The 17,305-nt window shown below is 46.9% G+C and carries 22 protein-coding genes; 12 read left to right on the forward strand and 10 right to left on the reverse strand.

The genetic code is table 11. From position 1 onward, the window contains the following. Positions 1 to 8: 8 nt before the first annotated feature. Genes KVT36_RS20870 through KVT36_RS20890 form a run of 5 tightly spaced genes read left to right on the forward strand, consistent with a single transcriptional unit; the run spans position 9 to position 3,267 of the window. A complete protein-coding gene (locus KVT36_RS20870) occupies positions 9 to 731 on the forward strand; it encodes a pirin family protein (RefSeq protein ID WP_217605386.1) in 723 nt (240 codons plus the stop codon). 6 nt (positions 732 to 737) lie between these two features. Then, complete coding sequence (locus KVT36_RS20875) at positions 738 to 1,040, forward strand: response regulator (RefSeq protein WP_217605387.1); 303 nt, start codon at positions 738 to 740, stop codon at positions 1,038 to 1,040. A 36-nt stretch (positions 1,041 to 1,076) separates the two neighbouring features. Further along, entirely contained in the window at positions 1,077 to 2,033 is a 957-nt protein-coding gene (locus tag KVT36_RS20880) for a ring-cleaving dioxygenase (RefSeq protein WP_217605388.1), read from the forward strand. A gap of 1 nt (position 2,034) precedes the next feature. Next, positions 2,035 to 2,661 (forward strand): alpha/beta hydrolase, encoded by a 627-nt coding sequence (locus KVT36_RS20885; protein WP_217605389.1) that lies wholly within the window; start codon positions 2,035 to 2,037, stop codon positions 2,659 to 2,661. Positions 2,662 to 2,715: 54 nt separating this feature from the next. Then, positions 2,716 to 3,267, forward strand: coding sequence for a hypothetical protein (locus KVT36_RS20890; protein WP_217605390.1), 552 nt, complete (start codon positions 2,716 to 2,718; stop codon positions 3,265 to 3,267). Between the two features lie 279 nt (positions 3,268 to 3,546). On the opposite strand, the gene KVT36_RS20895 is transcribed toward KVT36_RS20890, so the two are convergent. After that, positions 3,547 to 3,750 (reverse strand): cold-shock protein, encoded by a 204-nt coding sequence (locus KVT36_RS20895; protein ID WP_157308595.1) that lies wholly within the window; start codon positions 3,748 to 3,750, stop codon positions 3,547 to 3,549. Positions 3,751 to 4,021: 271 nt separating this feature from the next. Here KVT36_RS20895 and KVT36_RS20900 point away from each other — a divergent pair, with 271 nt between their 5' ends. Beyond that, complete coding sequence (locus KVT36_RS20900) at positions 4,022 to 5,107, forward strand: acyl-CoA desaturase (RefSeq protein WP_217605391.1); 1,086 nt, start codon at positions 4,022 to 4,024, stop codon at positions 5,105 to 5,107. Positions 5,108 to 5,235: 128 nt separating this feature from the next. Here the strand turns inward: KVT36_RS20900 and KVT36_RS33240 are convergent, their stop codons facing one another. The 3 genes from KVT36_RS33240 to KVT36_RS20915 form a co-directional block, all read right to left on the reverse strand. Next, a complete protein-coding gene (locus KVT36_RS33240; protein WP_217605392.1) occupies positions 5,236 to 7,599 on the reverse strand; it encodes a mechanosensitive ion channel domain-containing protein in 2,364 nt (787 codons plus the stop codon). 146 nt (positions 7,600 to 7,745) lie between these two features. Further along, positions 7,746 to 8,291: a hypothetical protein gene (locus KVT36_RS20910; protein WP_217605393.1), complete on the reverse strand. Its 546-nt coding sequence runs from the start codon at positions 8,289 to 8,291 to the stop codon at positions 7,746 to 7,748. 100 nt (positions 8,292 to 8,391) lie between these two features. After that, the gene (locus tag KVT36_RS20915) at positions 8,392 to 9,060 is read right to left on the reverse strand and encodes a DinB family protein (RefSeq protein ID WP_217605394.1); all 669 of its coding nucleotides are present in this window, start codon (positions 9,058 to 9,060) and stop codon (positions 8,392 to 8,394) included. A gap of 223 nt (positions 9,061 to 9,283) precedes the next feature. On the opposite strand from KVT36_RS20915, the gene KVT36_RS20920 reads away from it, so the two are divergent. Then, a complete protein-coding gene (locus KVT36_RS20920; protein WP_217605395.1) occupies positions 9,284 to 9,979 on the forward strand; it encodes a uracil-DNA glycosylase family protein in 696 nt (231 codons plus the stop codon). A 20-nt stretch (positions 9,980 to 9,999) separates the two neighbouring features. Here the strand turns inward: KVT36_RS20920 and KVT36_RS20925 are convergent, their stop codons facing one another. The 3 genes from KVT36_RS20925 to KVT36_RS20935 all read right to left on the reverse strand — a co-directional run bounded on the left by KVT36_RS20925 (position 10,000) and on the right by KVT36_RS20935 (position 11,219). Then, positions 10,000 to 10,254 (reverse strand): hypothetical protein, encoded by a 255-nt coding sequence (locus KVT36_RS20925; protein WP_217605396.1) that lies wholly within the window; start codon positions 10,252 to 10,254, stop codon positions 10,000 to 10,002. Positions 10,255 to 10,344: 90 nt separating this feature from the next. Further along, positions 10,345 to 10,671 (reverse strand): hypothetical protein, encoded by a 327-nt coding sequence (locus KVT36_RS20930; RefSeq protein WP_217605397.1) that lies wholly within the window; start codon positions 10,669 to 10,671, stop codon positions 10,345 to 10,347. A gap of 119 nt (positions 10,672 to 10,790) precedes the next feature. Then, positions 10,791 to 11,219 carry a hypothetical protein gene (locus KVT36_RS20935; RefSeq protein WP_217605398.1) on the reverse strand — a complete coding sequence of 143 codons (429 nt, stop codon included), beginning with the start codon at positions 11,217 to 11,219 and terminating at the stop codon, positions 10,791 to 10,793. Positions 11,220 to 11,293: 74 nt separating this feature from the next. On the opposite strand from KVT36_RS20935, the gene KVT36_RS20940 reads away from it, so the two are divergent. The 5 genes from KVT36_RS20940 (at position 11,294) to KVT36_RS20960 (ending at position 15,086) form a co-directional block, all read left to right on the forward strand. Next, positions 11,294 to 12,688: an alpha-L-fucosidase gene (locus KVT36_RS20940; protein WP_217605399.1), complete on the forward strand. Its 1,395-nt coding sequence runs from the start codon at positions 11,294 to 11,296 to the stop codon at positions 12,686 to 12,688. 2 nt (positions 12,689 to 12,690) lie between these two features. After that, positions 12,691 to 13,671 (forward strand): ABC transporter ATP-binding protein, encoded by a 981-nt coding sequence (locus tag KVT36_RS20945; RefSeq protein WP_217605400.1) that lies wholly within the window; start codon positions 12,691 to 12,693, stop codon positions 13,669 to 13,671. A 133-nt stretch (positions 13,672 to 13,804) separates the two neighbouring features. Continuing rightward, on the forward strand, positions 13,805 to 14,041 hold the full coding sequence (locus tag KVT36_RS20950; RefSeq protein ID WP_217605401.1) for an RNA-binding protein: 237 nt from the start codon (positions 13,805 to 13,807) through the stop codon (positions 14,039 to 14,041). A 65-nt stretch (positions 14,042 to 14,106) separates the two neighbouring features. Beyond that, the gene (locus tag KVT36_RS20955) at positions 14,107 to 14,820 is read left to right on the forward strand and encodes a 2OG-Fe(II) oxygenase (protein WP_217605402.1); all 714 of its coding nucleotides are present in this window, start codon (positions 14,107 to 14,109) and stop codon (positions 14,818 to 14,820) included. Between the two features lie 5 nt (positions 14,821 to 14,825). Next, positions 14,826 to 15,086: an Ada metal-binding domain-containing protein gene (locus tag KVT36_RS20960; protein ID WP_217605403.1), complete on the forward strand. Its 261-nt coding sequence runs from the start codon at positions 14,826 to 14,828 to the stop codon at positions 15,084 to 15,086. On the opposite strand, the gene KVT36_RS20965 is transcribed toward KVT36_RS20960, so the two are convergent. The 3 genes from KVT36_RS20965 to KVT36_RS20975 all read right to left on the reverse strand — a co-directional run bounded on the left by KVT36_RS20965 (position 15,064) and on the right by KVT36_RS20975 (position 17,230). Next, entirely contained in the window at positions 15,064 to 15,294 is a 231-nt protein-coding gene (locus KVT36_RS20965) for a hypothetical protein (RefSeq protein WP_254640122.1), read from the reverse strand. The two genes, KVT36_RS20960 and KVT36_RS20965, sit on opposite strands and share 23 nt — an antisense overlap. Before the next feature lie 23 nt (positions 15,295 to 15,317). Continuing rightward, positions 15,318 to 15,704, reverse strand: coding sequence for a DoxX family protein (locus KVT36_RS20970; RefSeq protein WP_217605404.1), 387 nt, complete (start codon positions 15,702 to 15,704; stop codon positions 15,318 to 15,320). Positions 15,705 to 15,925: 221 nt separating this feature from the next. Then, positions 15,926 to 17,230, reverse strand: a complete 1,305-nt coding sequence (locus tag KVT36_RS20975; RefSeq protein WP_217605405.1) for a spondin domain-containing protein — start codon at positions 17,228 to 17,230, stop codon at positions 15,926 to 15,928. Positions 17,231 to 17,305 lie beyond the last annotated feature (75 nt).

Here is a 17,305-nt window from a genome sequence, read left to right on the forward strand (position 1 = left end):
TTACAATTATGGCAACACATACCTTACATACGGCAGCTACCCGCGGACATGCGGACCACGGCTGGTTAAGCAGCCACCAGACCTTTAGTTTTGCAGGTTATTATAACCCCGACCGGGTTCATTTTGGCGCTTTACGGGTCTTAAATGATGATGTGGTAGCTGGCGGCAAGGGCTTTGGCTCCCACCCGCATGATAACATGGAAATTATCAGCATTCCGCTGGAAGGCCAGCTGGAACATAAAGATAACATGGGGCATACCCAGGCCATTCACCAGGGCGATATCCAGATCATGAGCACGGGCAGCGGCGTATTCCACAGCGAGTATAACGGCCACCCGGCCAAACCGGTTAAGTTCCTGCAGATCTGGCTGTTTCCCAACAAGCTGAATGTAACGCCCCGGTACGACCAGATCACTCTGAACCCGGCAGACCGGCATAATACCTTACAGCAGATCATCTCCCCTAACCCGGACGATGCCGGTACCTGGCTGTACCAGGATGCCTGGTTTCACCTGGGCCACTTTGATGCTGGTTTTGCAACCACTTACAACCTGAAAAAACAGGGCAATGGTGTGTATGTTTTTGTGATCAAAGGCAGCTTTACCGTAGACGGGCAAGCCTTAGCGGAACGCGATGGACTGGGAATTACCGGTACGGATAACATTGCCATTACCGCCAACAGCGCTGATGCTGAATTACTGATCATGGAAGTGCCCATGCAAATTAACTAAACCGTTATGCAAGCTTTAAACATACTGGCAATAGGCCGCAACCCGGAGATCATGGCTGTAATAAACCGGTTGCTGAACACACCCGGAAACCGTACAGGCATCACCGTTACTACGGATGAGGAAGCCCTGGCAGCATTTCAAAAAACAGCTTTTGACCTGGTGCTGCTTTGCGCAGGCATCTCTGAACAGGAAGGCGCTGCATTAACCACCAAACTGTTACAGCTACAGCCCGGAGTGCCGGTAATACGCCACTATGGCGGTGGCAGCGGCCTGCTGGATAATGAGATACAAGCTGCATTAGCTAAATAAACCAAACAAAAGAACATCCACCCTTAAATTAAATATATGAGCCAGTTAATTACAGGCATTCACCACGTTACTGCAATAGCAGGTGATGCTCAAAAGAATATAGATTTTTATGCCGGTATCCTGGGCGTTCGTTTAGTGAAGAAGACCGTGAATTTTGATGCGCCGGATGTATACCATTTTTATTATGGCGATGAAGCCGGCCACCCCGGCAGCATTATGACCTTTTTCCCTTATGGTGCAAGCCTGGTACATGGCCGCCATGGTAAAGGCATGCTGAATACCACTACTTTTTCCGTACCTGCTGCTGCGCTTAGCTTCTGGCTGGAAAGGCTGAAACGTTTTGGTGTAAGCTACAAAGAGCCGCAGGAGCGTTTTGACGGTGAAGTAGTGATCTACTTTGAAGACCCGGATGGTTTAGGCCTGGAGCTGGTATTTAATGACCGTGATGAACGTAAGGGATTCACCTATGGCCCCATACCTATTGAATATGCCATCAAAGGTTTTTACAATGTAGAAATATGGGAAGACGGTTATGAACGTACCGCAGGTTTGCTTACCGAACAGCTGGATCATAAGCTGATAGCAGAAAAAGGCAACCGTTTCCGCTTTGCGGCTACAGATAAACCGGGTAATTATATTGACATCCTTTGCTCACCGGAAAGCCTGAAAGGCCTGGCAGGCAACGGTACCGTGCACCATATTGCCTTCAGTACACCTGATAGCGCCTCCCAGCTGGCAGTACGCCAGAAGATAGTGCAACGCATGATCAATACCACGCCGGTGCTGGACCGCAATTATTTTACTTCTATTTACTTCCGGGAGCCGGGCGGTGTGCTGTTTGAAGTAGCTACGGCAGGCCCTGGTTTTGCGGTAGATGAACCGATGGAACATTTGGGCGAAGGCCTGAAGCTGCCTGCCCAGTTTGAACCCAGCCGGGAGCAGATAGCAAAGGAATTGCCGCAGGTGAGCTTACACTTAGACCAATACAAATAAGATGCACACAAAAAATATTATAACCGCAGGATTACCTGTGAACGAAGCTCAAAAGGCTTTGGTGATGATACATGGACGGGGTGGCAGCGCTGAGGACATTCTCAGCCTGGCGCCTCACCTGGCGGTGCAAAATTTTGCGCTGCTGGCGCCGCAGGCCAGCGGTAACAGCTGGTACCCCAACTCATTCTTAGCAGCGCCGGAGCGCAATGAACCCTGGTTAACAGCTGCGCTAAATGTGTTAAAAGCAATAACAGAAGACCTGCAACAGCAGGGTATTACAGCGGAGCAAACCTATTTCCTGGGTTTTTCACAGGGCGCCTGCCTGATGCTGGAATTTATTACACGTAATGCCACTAAATATGGCGGCGCAGCTGCTTTTACCGGTGGGTTGATCGGCGATAAGATCTATCCTGAAAATTATAAGGGCGACTTTAATGGCACCCCCATCTTCATAGGCAGCAGCAACCCAGATATGCATGTGCCTGTTGAGCGCGTGTACGCTACTGCAAACATATTGCAGGATAAACATGCGCAGGTTATCCTTAAAGTATATGATAATATGGGCCATACCATTAACCAGGATGAGCTTGGCCAGGTAAATAAACATATTTTCGGCGCTATGGAGTAGCTGGTATTTGCAAAGGCTATTGTGTATATTTGGATAGTAGCCAACAGCTGTTATATGGAGCCTGCCGGGATCAAGCAAAGGGTTGTCTTTTACAACGGGGTTGCCAACCTCTTCTGGTCCGTATTGAACCTGCTGCCCATTTATATTTACTGTTACAGTTCAGTAGCGCCACTGTGGCTGTATGTGGCCGGCGCCATCAGCATCATTACACTGTTCCTTCCCCGGAGTGTTTTAAATAAATTGCAGCTGGGCACTACCACAGCCGTGTACCATAAGCTGGGCGTACATTATATAAACCAGGTTACGCAGAATGGTACTGTTATCAATAACCTGGTCCGCAGAAAATATCCGCACTATAAGGTGGTGGGCAATACGCGACAGGCCATTCAGCTGCATTACCGGAAAACGTATATGTTTGAACGTTTCCATTACGTGCTGCTTTGTTTTTTTATTTGCATCATGATCTATGCGCTGGTGCAAAAACAATATGCCTGGGCGGGAATTTTACTGCTTACCAATATCCTGTACAATATGTATCCTATTTTACTGCAGCAGTATGTGAGGATAAAGCTGGAGCCTTTTGTTTCCCATTCTTCCATAAAATAAGGCAACTGTTTTAAACAGCATGCTTTATTTTTTTTAATCCACCAGGTAAAACAATACTTACTCTTTTTATCCCATACATTTTACCTGGATCTGCAAAACCTTACGAACAATGAAAATGTGCTGACGCAGCAGTATAATACGGCTAAAAATGCGGTGGGTACGGCGTACCAGATCGGTTTTTTCCCGGATTTCCTGTACCGGCTGCGGTTTTAAGGCAAAAAAAAAAGGTCCCGGTGTTCACCAGGACCTTTTTTACAGGTATAAAAAAAGAGATTAGTCTTAGTCTATGCGTCTAACATTAACAGCATTCATACCTTTTCTGCCTTCCTGCAGCTCAAATTCAACGCGGTCGTCGGCTTGGATCTCGTGTACGAGACCATTTACGTGTACAAAAGTTTCTTTATTGGATTCATCATGTTTAATGAAGCCGAAGCCTTTTGTCTCGTTAAAGAACTTTACAGTTCCTTGGAATTTTGTGTTCATTTGTAAATTTTAAAAAACTAATAAAGGTGCAAGTTAGTCTTAAGCATTGAATAAACCAAATATATTCTGCTGGATTACAGCCTCTTCACTTTAAATAACATGCTCATAACATAGTTATGATTTTTTTAACATAGAAAAGACTATCTTAGTTGCAGATATAGGCATTTAACTTTAGCTGATTTGAGTTTACATTAAATATTTTCCTTCTCAGTGAATCTTCAATTGCCACACCTTATTGATTGTCCGAACTAAAAATTATCCATAATTCAACATGGCAAAAATCACTTTTAATAACAAGAATGCTTTCTTTTTTCAATCATTGAAAGCAGCCATTGAAGTGTATTTCAAAGAGAACAACATAAAAAAAACAGGTAACAGGCGCCTGTATATTAAAACGGCTGTATTGATCCCCGGCGCTATTGGAATGTACCTGTTGCTGCTGTTTGTGACGATGCCGGCCTTAGCGGGTATCTTAATAAGCGGTGTATTAGGTTTTGTGCTGGCTTGTATTGGTTTTAACGTGATGCACGATGCCTGCCACGGCAGCTATTCCCGTAAACCCTGGGTAAATGAGGTACTGGGCCTTACCTTAAATGCATTGGGCAGCAATGCCTTTATCTGGAAACAGAAACATAACATTATACACCATACCTATACGAATGTAGACGGTGTGGATGATGATATTGCCAAAAGCCCGGTGATCCGCCAGTGCAGCACCCAGCGCTGGGTACCCATGCACCGTGTGCAGCATATTTACCTGCCGCTTATTTACAGCCTTTCCTCCATCCTGTGGGTGTTCCTCACAGATTTTATCAAATACCTGGGCCGTAAAGTATATAAAACGCCGCTGCAGCCCATGAAGCTGAATGATCACATTATTTTCTGGGCCAGCAAAGTATTGTACCTGGTATTTTATATACTGATCCCCATTTTATTGGTGGGCACGCAGGCCTGGCTGGTAGGCTTTTTAGTGATGCATGCTGTAATGGGCTTTACCCTGTCTATTGTATTCCAGCTGGCGCATGTGGTAGAGGAAACTGAATTTGAGACCGTAGCGGATGAAGATAAAGTGATTGAGAACGAGTGGGCTATTCACCAGATAAAAACTACGGCTAATTTTGCACCCGGCAGCAAGGTAGTTTCCTGGTTTGCCGGCGGACTGAATTACCAGATAGAACACCATTTATTTCCCCGCATCAGCCATGTGCACTACCCTGCTATCAGTAAAATAGTAAAAGCTAAATGTGACGAATATGGCCTGCCTTATAACAGCATTCCTACTATGATGGAAGCTGTAAGATCGCATTTCCGTTTAATGAAAGCATTGGGCGAAAGGCCGGTATTAGTACAAGCATAAAGGATAAAGCAGAAAGCTGAAAGCATTGGAGCGGATTAGTTCCCTTGCTTTCAGCTTTCTGCTTTATATTTTTAGCCCTGCAATACGCATTAAGCTTTCAGCTTTCAGCTTTGCGCTTTCTGCTTCCCTCACCCCACTTCCACTCCCGCTGCTTTCAACGCCTGGTATACCTGCAGCAGCAGCTCACTTTTTACTTTATGTTCATTGGCAATATTGCTGATCCAGCATAATACGCGCAGCCCGCATTCCTTATCATTTACGTGGGTGAACAGGATATCAACGGGCATTTTATGCATTACCTGGGCATGTGCCTGGATGGTTTGCTGAATGGCTTCCTGCGCGGCAGGCAGCTTTTCCGTGGGGCTGATAGTAACCGGCAGCTCAATACGGATGTGATCATTGGTAAGCGTCCAGTTAGTGAGCTGGCCGGACAGCAGCTGCCCGTTGGGTACCACCACTTCTGCCCCATCGGTGGTAAGCAGGCGGCTGGCACGGATGCCAATATCTTTTACCCGTCCTTTTTTGTCGGATATTTCCACGTAATCACCCAGCTGCAGCGGCCGTTCAAAAATGAGAATGATACCGGAGATGAGGTTGTTCACAATGTCCTGCAAACCCAGGCCAATACCTACACCCAGGGCGCCCAGCACAATGGTGATCTTATCTATGGGCAGCCCGGTGGCGGCAATGGCCAGTAAAAAGCCACATACTATTACGCATAAACGGATCATTACCAGGCGGGGGCCTCTGCGGGTAATTTCCCCGCTGAAACCATCTTCCGTTTCCCCAAAGAAATAACCAATGTATTTCTGCAATACGTTGGCTACGTACAGGATAAACACCAGCATAACCATACTTGCAAAGGTAAAACGGGTGCTGCCTATCCTATGCGGCTCATTCAGCAGGTGCAAAATACCCTGCAGCAGAAAATCATATAAATTAAGATTGGTGGTAAAGATAATGAGCCAGCAAATAACCACCCCTATAGAAAGCAGCTTGCTAAGCTTACCCTGTATGCGCTCATAGTTCAGCAGGCTTTTGGTATCGGCTGTTACGCGGCTGCTCAGCATTTGCACATAAAACGCTTCGGTAATCATTTGTATGAACACCGCAAGGCCAATGATCTGTATAAGGCTGTAGATGGAGGCGGTTCCAAACACTTTGGCCATGCTGATGCGGCCAAACAGGTTACAGAAAGCTGCCAGCAGGTTCAGTCCTATGTAAATGAAAGACACAATGCGGATGAACTTTTTCATAGGCAGCTCCTCCCGGATGCGGGGCAGGAACAGCCACCCGAATAATACAGAGGTTATGTTCAGTACCAGCAAAGCAATACGGGTAGACAGCCTGGGCGTAATAATGGCATTGGTAAAGGAATACAGCAGGTAAAAGATCACAATGGCCACCCAGCAATAGAACAGGCGTTTAGGCCAGCGGCGCAGGAAAAGGATGGTGAGCGTAAGCAGCAGGAAGAACTGCATCATTTCCACGTAGGCGGAAGGCGGCCGCAGATCAAAGAACGGCGCCATGCTTAGCGCTACTACCAGCGCGGCCAGCACAGGTATGGGCTTAATATATTTAAATGCCGCTTCTGTTATTACCTGCTGCTGCCCGGCATGGCGTATTTTACGGAAGGCGTTAAACACCCAGCCGAAATACACCAGGGCTATCAATATTAACCAGAGCCAGTTATCCTTGTGCGCCCGGAAATAATACCCCAGCATTTTGCGCTGCCCGGCGTATGACTTACGCGCCAGGGCCATTACCTCCACACTGGTTTTGTTACTATCCGCTACCTCCCACAGGTAGTTATACTCCTTGCTGAATGACTGCATGCCGGACTGGCGGATACGGTCGCGCACATCATCCTGCAGCTCTATCAGCACAAAATAACTTTTGGATACATTGGCCTGCAGCTGCGCAATACGCGTTTGGTTGGCTTTGGCAGAGCGGCGCGCCAGCTTCCAGTTCTTTTTAATATCGGCCATTTCATCCAGGTAAAGCTTTTGCAGCAGGCTATCCTTACGTAGCTGCTGCATTACCTCATCTTTGGCAAAACCACGCATTTCCATTTGCATGGTCACTAACTGGCGGTTGTACTTAAACAGGGAAGTACGCCAGCCATCCAGGCGCTGCTGCATATCGCCCATAAGCACCTGGAAGGTGAGCAGGTTTTTGATATTGAGCACACTGCTGTATACTGACAGGTTTTCCTTAATGATCTGGATGTTGGATTGAATGTCCGGCAGGTCCTGCTCAATTTCGGTGGTGTTAAAACCATCTTCCGTAACGTTGTTGATACGGGTGAGGGTTTGCTGTACCTTTTCTATTTTCTGGAGAATGCTGTCTGCAAAACCGGGGCGTTCCCTGTTCTGGTTACCGGCAGAATCCCTTGGCGGGCGTGCGGTTTGTGCCCACAGGGCCATGGGCAGTAAGCACACAAAGGCGAGTAACAGCCCTTTGCGGCGGTTCAATGAGGTATATGGTTGCACTGCTAGCGTATAATATCGGAAGGGAATAGCCCCTTCTGAGGGGCAAGAGTAGTGATTTTTTAGGAGAAATGTAAATTAAAAATAAGCTGTTAGTGGTTAGTAGCTAGTTGTTAATAAGGAATAAGGCCGCTAACCACTAACAGCTTTTATTCGCCGCTACCCTTTTCGCCTGTAAACCAGTGTTCCTTATCCCGGAACAATACGTTAAAGGTGGTGAGGGAGCCGTAAATGCGGGTAATATACTGCTGCATGTTCACCTTATCGTCATCGCTGAGCAGCTTGTGGCTGTTGATCTGCTGTTCCAGCACCCGCAGGCGGTCGCGTACCATTACGATCTTGTGAAAGAACGCTTCCAGCGGTATTTCCTTGGGTTTTAAGGCAGCATCTGCAGGCTGCAGGATCAGGGTACCTTTAGACCAGCGGTCGCCAATGGGCACTATTTCAGAAAAGCCACCCCAGAGGCGCAGGATCTTTAACAGTGATTTTTCCACATCGGAGGTGGTTTCCAGCTCTGTGGTCTGGTTTTCGGCGTAGAGCACCTCAAACAGCGGATCGGTTTTGTCTATTTCTTCTATACCGCTGTTCATGAAGGTTACCACGTACTGGGCATACTTTACGCCGATAATTACCCCGGGGCCGTAACGGGCGTGTTGTACTCTGGAGCCCGGGCCTGCCGTTAATTCAACATCCATCAGGGATAAAATTTAGAAATGTAAAATGTAAAATTTCAAATCTTAAATGTAAAAGTATTAATGCATTACTAAGAAATGCAAAATTTTAAATTAGATTCCATCATCCTTCATGAGGTTTTGCGCCGGGCAGGCGGCCGGCTATCCACTTAATTTGCCCGTTATGATTAGATTCATGCTCGCACACATGAAACCATTTACAATAGTTATTGGTGGGGCCCCAGGGCCAGTCTTTATCTACGGTCAGCAGCCATTTATCATCGCGTTTTTTAAATTCATCCAGGGTATGCTGCCGTACTTCTTTCAGGGTATCCAGGTAATAGTTCAGGTCATGGCCTTTAATGGCTTCCCGGGCAGGCTCGCCCAGCTCCGAGGCAATTGCCCAGCGTTTTTTATCGGCCTCGCTCCAATCGCCCCATTTTTTACCTTCAAAGGTATGGATCTGGTAAAAACGTTCGGTGGCGGCCAGGTGTAATAACATGGCGCCAATGGTATTGGCCTTTGCATCATGCAGATAATCCAGGTCGGTGGTTTGCATTTTATTTACGGACATCAGTACTACAAAACGCATCCAGTCCATCATAGATACCAGGGTACCTACCTGGGGGGAATAACCGGCTTTGGGGCCAATAATGTTTATATCATTTTCCACATTGGATACGGGGATACCGGCAGCCCAGCCGCCCAGGGGCAGCATACTGAGGCCGGTGGCAATGGTGGCGGTGCTCCTGAGGAAATTCCTCCTGTTAAGGAGCTGCTTTTCTGTTCGCATGGTGGGGAGATTTGGTTGAACAGGGAAATTAATAATTAATGATTAATAATTAATGATGGTGGAGGAGGATGAAGAGAGGTATTTCTGTTCTGCTTTTCATGTGCTATATGATTACAAATGAATATTCTGAATGATCATGAAGTTTTCGGTATAACCGGTATTTGAAGTATTGGTGCTCATGATTATTAATTGTTCATTCTTAATTATTAATTAGTTTTATAGGATGCAAACTTTTGCGGATCATGTGATCAAGTTTAACCGCTCACTGGAATTTAAAGGGGCCTTACCGCCCGGCATACAGATCATGAATCCCTTCCGGGAGGCTGCTATTGCGGATGTAATGCAGCAGTTCTATAAAAAGTTCTACGATGATACGCACACGCGCCGCCTGATCCTGGGCATTAACCCGGGCAGGCTGGGCTCCGGCGCTACCGGCGTGCCTTTCAGCGATACTAAACGTTTGGCGGAGGAATGTGGTATCCCGGTTAAAGGGTTTAAAACGCATGAGCCATCCTCTGTTTTTGTGTATGATATGATACATGCCTATGGTGGTGTGCAGGCGTTTTACCAGGACTTTTACATCAGCTCCGTATGTCCGTTGGGGTTTACTGCCGGCAATGGGAAGGATAAGGTGGTAAACTATAACTATTACGACAGCAAAGCATTAACCAATGCGGTGCATGATCTTATTGTGAGCAGCCTGCGCAAGCAGCTTGGTTTCGGTATCAGCACCAAAGTGTGTTATTGTATGGGCACGGGAAAAAATGCCGCATTCCTGCAGGCGCTGAATGAAAAGGAGCAATTTTTTGAGAAAATAGTTCCCCTGGAACATCCGCGGTTTGTGATGCAGTACAAAGTTAAAACCAAACAAGCCTATATTGATAAATACCTGGAGGCTTTTGAAGCCTATTCACAATAACAGAACAGCCAGGGAGGCTGTTAATCTTCCGCTTCATGCGGAACAGCTTCGGGCTTTTTGCCCAGCATACGCCTTATTTCATTGGCTTTTTCGTAGATGCTCACTGATTCTTCCAGCTCAATAGCACCGGTATTGGCAAGAAAATCCTGCATTTTCCTTCTGCCATTCACACATACCACCGTAATGGTGCCATCATCAAGAGCGTAAATAAACCGGCATTTCCGGATGCCATGCACCAGCGGGGATATCTGGTAATGGGTGATCATAAATTCCATAGTATATGGCTTTACTTGCAGGAAGTTAACAGTAATAAATTAAATAAAAAGTTAACTCGTTGTAAACGCCCAAAATTCCTGCCCCTCCTGCTATATTTTAATAATGCTGAAAACCGTATCAATAATGAGGTTGAGCATACTCATGCGGAATGCATCTATACGGGCCAGGGCCAGGCCACTTTGTTTAAGCGCCTCCATCCGGGCCAGGTCTTTCTGGCTCATTACCAGCCATTCAAAATCTTCGGTGGTCAGCTGCTTGCTGGCCAGCAGCAGGGTCCAGCGTTTAAGCTTTTCTTCAGATTCCTGCATGAACTGCTTCCCATCCTTAACCGCCGCTTCAGAATAGTTCTTAACAGTAGATTTAGCCAGTGTAGTAATGTCTTTTATAAGTTTATCGAATATTTCGTCAAAGTTCATCTCTGTGTAATTAACAATTAAGAATGAATATTAATAGGTTGTGCGTGGAGGCAGTTTTAATTAAGAATGAATAAGACTGCGTGAAGGAAGTTCTGTTATTCAAGGACAGATGGCCTTGATTATTCATTCTTAATTTTTCCGCTCTCCAGCTCTGCGATCTTGTCAAAGGCTGCGCCTACCTGTATCTTGGCTTCTTCAATAAAGGGTTTACTGAGCACAGCATGATCCTGCCAGTATTTGAAATAACCGCCCAACAGGTGTTTGCCGGGGTCTTTCATGGCATTCCACATTTCCAGGGTGATCTTATTATTGGGCCGGTGCACCTCGTATTCATAGACCTTGTCAATTTTGGTCTGCAGTTCGGAAAGTGTTTCCTTATGCAGGGAAAAGCTGTCTGTTCCCAGGTCCATGGCCTTCAGCACATCTACTTTCAGCGCGGTGGTTTGCTGGTAGGCATATTCATTGTAACGGGAAATAAGCGGTGAGCAGAAGGAAAAACAACTCAGCAAAACAAGCAATACAACATAGGATGGTTTAACGGCTTTCATATATAAGCGGACGTTTTATTTGCAAATTGTTGGCAAATATATAATTTTAGCCCCATCACTTCAAACCGCTATCAATGAACAGGCTTTTCGGGATTTTTGTTTGCTGTTGTATATCTCTACTGGCAAGGGCACAGTCAACCACACCCTCACGGGCACCCTTACACGATTTACAGCAACAATTTGTGGACCTGCGCTTTGGCATGTTCATTCACTTTAACATTCCTACGTTCATGGACCAGGACTGGGCCGACCCGGAGGCCTCCCCTGCCCTGTTTGATCCTAAAAAGCTGGATTGCAACCAGTGGGCCGCCGCCGCAAAATCGGCCAATATGAGCTATGGCTGCTTAACCACCAAGCATCATAGCGGCTTTTGCATCTGGGATACCAAAACCACCGATTATAATGTAATGCACAGCCCTTTGAAAAAGGATGTGGTACGGGAATATGTGAATGCTTTCCGTGCAAAGGGGTTAAAAACATTCCTGTATTATTCCATCCTTGATACACATCATAAGATACGCCCGGGTTTTATTACCCGCCAGCAGGTTGAGATGATCAAGGCGCAGCTTACAGAGCTGCTTAGCAACTACGGGGAAATTACGGCTTTGATCATAGACGGCTGGGATGCGCCCTGGTCAAGGATCTCGTATGATGCAGTACCGTTTGAAGAGATCTATACCCTTATTAAAACCCTGCAGCCCAATTGCCTGGTGATGGACCTGAACTCAGCCAAATACCCGGCAGAAGCGCTGATGTATACCGACATTAAATCTTATGAGCAGGGCGCAGGCCAGCATATATCCAAGGAAAACAACCGCCTGCCGGCCCTTTCCTGCCTGCCTATTAATAAAGCATGGTTCTGGAAAACCACTTTCCCGAAAGACCCGGTAAAAGATCCGAAGATGCTGGTGAATGACGACATTGTGCCTTTTAACAATGCCTGGTGCAACTTTATTTTAAACGTAGCGCCTAACCGGGATGGGCTGATAGATGATAACGCTTTACAGGCCTTGCAGGCCATTGGCAAACAATGGAAAAATGAAGGCCCGGTGGCTAAGCTGCCGGAAGGCGAAGCGCCTGTTATATCCTCTAATATAGCCAAACACCAACCTGCCAATTCCAGCTGGAGCGATGATATGAACATTATGGACTTTGCCAATGACGATGATTTCACCACATCCTGGACCTCCAATACCACGGTAAAACAGCCCTGGTGGGAAGTGGTGCTGGACCGCGATAAGCCCTTTAATGCCATTACCATTACGGAAGCCGGGCCCTCCATTACTAAATACCATGCAGAATATTTCCAGAATGGTGTCTGGAAACCGCTGTTCACCGGCGACAACAAAAGCCGGGTGAAGATCCACCGTTTTGACCGCGTATGGGGCGGAAAGGTGCGCATTACAATAGACCAGTTTAACAAAGCTCCCCGTATTGCGGAAGTGGGCGTGTATGATGAAAGAAGGTAATTATGAGCTTTTTAACGGTATCAAATCTCCGTAAACAACAACAGGGTGCGCTGGTAGTAAACGATGTCAGCTTTACATTACAACCTTTTCATAAAATAGCTATTGCCGGGGAAACCGGCTCCGGTAAAAGCACCCTGCTGAAAATGATAGCAGGCCTGGTGCCGGTAGATGAAGGCCTGGTGCTGTTTGAGGATCAGCGGGTAAAGGGGCCGCATGAGGTATTGCTGCCCGGGCACCCGCATATTGCCTACCTTTCCCAGCATTTTGAGCTGCGGAATAACTACAGCGTGGCAGAAGTGCTGGAACGGGTGAACCTGCTGGAGCCCGAAGCAGCCAAAGAGATCTACGATATTTGCCGTATTACGCATTTGCTGCAGCGCCGTACAGACCAGCTCTCCGGCGGGGAAAAGCAGCGTATTGCCCTGGCGCGCTTACTGGGCACGGCCCCGCCGCTGCTGCTGCTGTATGAGCCCTACTCCAACCTGGACATGATCCATAAGAACCTGCTGAAAACCGTGATCCGGGATATTGGGGAGCAGATGAACATTACCTGCATGCTCATTTCCCATGATCCGCAGGATATACTTTCCTGGGCAGATGAGGTGATGCTCATGAAAGATGGGGTAATAATACAGCGGGGCGCCCCGCAACAGGTATATTACCAGCCGCTGAATACCTATGCGGCGGGTTTGCTGGGTAAGTATAACCTGCTGGAAAGCGCCACCGCCAAGGCTTGGCTGGCCGGCCCGCCGCCCAAAGGAAAACTGCTTTTTGTACGCCCGGAGGACCTTGTGCTCAATACCCGGAATGATGATAAAACCATTAAAGGGAAAGTAGATACCGTTACCTTTTACGGCGGTTATTATGAGCTGGAAGTGGCTTTACCTAAAGATAACATTACCCTTAAAACCATGCATTCCACCGCTAAATCCGGCGATACAGTGTATATATCCCTGAAAAATGCAGATATATGGTATATTTAATCTGTATTATGAGGTAATTAGCATAATTTTCAGTATCTTCATCGCCTATTTATAAAACTCTTCATTTGTATCGGATCTTTAGCTGTTCAAAACACCCCATAGTAATTCAAATCATTTATAAACTTCCACTTTTATGAATCTGCGTGTTTCCAATTTAATGTCACATACCACTGCTGCTGTGCTGCAAAAGATCTTCTCCACTTATGGCAGGGTTATTTCCTGTAAGGTGATCTTTAACAATGTTACCGGCCATTCCTGCGGATACGGGTTTGTAGAAATGTTGCAGGAAGCGGAAGCCAGCAGGGCTATGCAGGAGCTGGAAGGCATGAACATTAACGGCCGTTATATTGCGGTTTCTGTAGCAAGGTAATAACCGCAAGATCCGGGTTTTCATAGATAACAGGCAGGGGTACTTTTACAGGAAAGTACTACCATATGCAAACGATCATTGAGCGCCTGCAGGCAAAAGACTGGACCCGGACTGCCACCCATTTACATGAGCAGGGTTACGCCCTGGTACCGGGTGTGCTGAACAAAAAAGAATGCGACACTTTAATAGAGGCTTACGAAGCGGATAACACCTACCGCAAAACTATTACCATGGAGCGTTACCGCTTTGGTAAAGGAGAATATAAATATTTCCGCTATCCCCTGCCCGATCTGATCACCACCATCCGCCAAACCGTATATCCGTACCTGGTACCCATTGCCAATAAATGGATGGAAGTACTGAACATTCCACAAACCTTTCCTGCTGCCCATACCGTCTTACAGGCACTTTGTAAGGAGCACGGCCAAACACAACCCACCATCCTTATCCTTAAATATGGCGAAGGCGGTTTTAATACCCTGCACCAGGACCTGTATGGGGATGTATATTTTCCTATGCAGGCCGTATTATTTCTGAATGAACCCGGAGAAGATTATACGGGCGGTGAGTTTGTGCTTACGGAGCAAATACCCAGGGCGCAGTCCAAAGCCAATGTGCTGCAGCCCCGGCGGGGTGATATGCTGCTGTTCACCACCAACTTCAGGCCGGTAAAAGGCAGTAAGGGATATTACCGGGTAAATATGAAACATGGCGTAAGCCCCCTGCATAACGGGCAGCGCTATACGCTGGGAATTATATTTCATGATGCGCAAACCTGATGGGTATGATAGCGCATGTACAGTTAAGTGATAAAAAGGTCCGGTCGCTGATACGCAGCGGAAATATCAGGTTTGGCGGAAATAAAAAGCTGCGTATTTACAGACTGCTTTCCTGTGTTTCCGGCAAACAAATGAAAGCAGCCAACCGGACCTTTTTTGCTACGGAACAGGAGGCTATTGCTGCGGGTTACCGCCCCTGCGGGCATTGTATGCCGGCATTATACCGTGCCTGGAAAGCCGGAGTTATTCCAGCACATGGCAGGTAAAACCATATGCAGCTACCAGTGTTTGTATTTTTTCAGCGGCAAAGGATCCTCCTTCCACGCGCAGTATGCGGTCACAATCTTCCAGGTCAAAATTTACTTTACTGCCGGGGAAATGCCGGTGTAGTAAGGATACCAGCTTTTCTGCATGCGCGGCCTGCTGTACATTGGTCTTAAACACTTCTACCATATTGAATACAGGAGTATACATCGGGTAAACTTTTTGTGTGGTTACTATGCCATTACCTTCAGCAGGGCTGCTTTTTGTTTTTTGTGATGGTAAATGTAGGAAAGGGCAATGAGGCCAAAACCTATCAGGAACACCAGCACACCCGGTCCGGCGCCATCTACGCAAATGCCGGAGTACATAGCACCTGCCAGGTCAAAAGTTAAACCGGCATAAGCCCATTCCTTTAACCGCGGGAAACCCGGTACAAGAATGGTAATAACGCCTAATATCTTAGCTACACCTAAAAAGGGTAATAAATACACGGGGTACCCTAAATGCTGGAACAGGGCAACGGCTTCAGGTTGTTTCAGCACATTGGAAATGGAGCCTACTCCCATCAGTAAGGCGAGCAAGCCAGTGGAGATCCAGAAGATAATGTTGATCTTTTTCATTTTGCTGTAGGTTTAATGTTTACAGGTACAAATATAGATGCAAGCAGTTATTGATACAGGTTGTGAACACGACATAAAAAGGGGGGTATCCGACATTTTACGCCTCTTTCCAGGTAATAACAAGAGAGCCAGGCAATGGTTGGCAGCATGCATAAAAATACCGGTACCCGCCCATTAGGGGCAGGCACCGGCTGGTTGGTTAACTGTATCTATATTACTACCTACTGAAGTGTTACGTGAATAATATCCTGTATGGCCGGCAGCGTGGTAAACGCATTGGGGTTAGGTATGGCTGCAATGGGTTTGCTTTCCTGCAGCGGTGTTCCGGCCAGGTTAAACTGGGTAATACCGGCGCCGGGAAATTGATCCACGGCAGTGCCATCATCATATAATTGTATGCTGGTGGAGATATCACCTTTCTGCATAGCATCTACCCCATTACCTGCAGATGCAAAGAACCAGTCGTTAGAGAAACCGTACATAGTGGCTATTGCTACGCGGTCGCCACTACCCACGCTAAGCTCCTGTGAAACTTTACTGCCTGCCTGTCCGTTAATTACGGGCAGCAATACCTTGGTGCTGGGTGCGGGTAATACATATACTGCCTTTACGCCTTTCATGCCTTTTAGCGCAGCAGCCAGCGTATCTGCATTACCTTGCTGGGCTAACAGCCGTAAGCCTTGCCCACGGTCATTTTCACCGGTTTTGTAAATGGGGTTGTCTATACCGTTGTACACCACTACCAGTATGGGTGAAAGCGGTGTGAAAATTCCGGTAATGCCTTTTATATAATTATACAATGCTGCATTATCGCCCATTTCTGCAATGTTGGTTAAGCCATTAGCCGTAGGCTGGCCGCTGGTATATAGGGGAGCGCCATTCAGCAGGTTACCGCCCACAATGTAGGATACTGCCCAAACACCGGGGCTTAATGGTGTTTCATTAGCGGTGCCGCCGGAGGTATTTTGCAGTGTTAAGGTGAACATGGAATTGCCATTATATTTTAAGGTGGCCTTTACCAGCTTGGAAGCATCCAGGTAGGTATTGCCCTGTGCATCCATGCCTTTTACTTCTGTAATATTCTTAGTGTCGGCTGTGCCGGGATGGTTTACTGTGGCGCCGGGTTTTTGATTGATGCGGGTACCGTTATCCCAGAGCTTTATTTGGGAAGATACATCGCCTTCAATAGGCATGCCTTTCATATCATATACTGCAATGCCTGGGTTAGCAGGCGCAAAAAACAGGTCGTTAGACCAGCCGTACATGGTTGCAAAGCTGAGCGCTTCCCCTTTTGCGGCTGAGAACTGGATGGATACAGACTGGCCGGGGAGTATTACCGGCGGGGTGCCCGTACCCTGGAAGGTGCCGGATTCCACCAAGGGTTGCGATTTCAAAACATTCTCCACCGTGATGGTTGTTTTCTTATCAGCAGGCGGATTATGATCATCGTCTTTATTGCAGGCTGTAAAAGCAAGGGGCAGCAGCGCAATGGCCGGCCAGAAATGTAGTTTTTTAAAAGTGTTCATACGTAGGTAGTTTTTTAGGTGATTGTTGCTTGTAAAAGTGTAAGGCATACTTTCCCTACCCTGCTTTGCGGGTAT

The sequence above is a fragment of the Chitinophaga sp. GbtcB8 genome, assembly GCF_019091455.1.
Taxonomy (GTDB): domain Bacteria; phylum Bacteroidota; class Bacteroidia; order Chitinophagales; family Chitinophagaceae; genus Chitinophaga.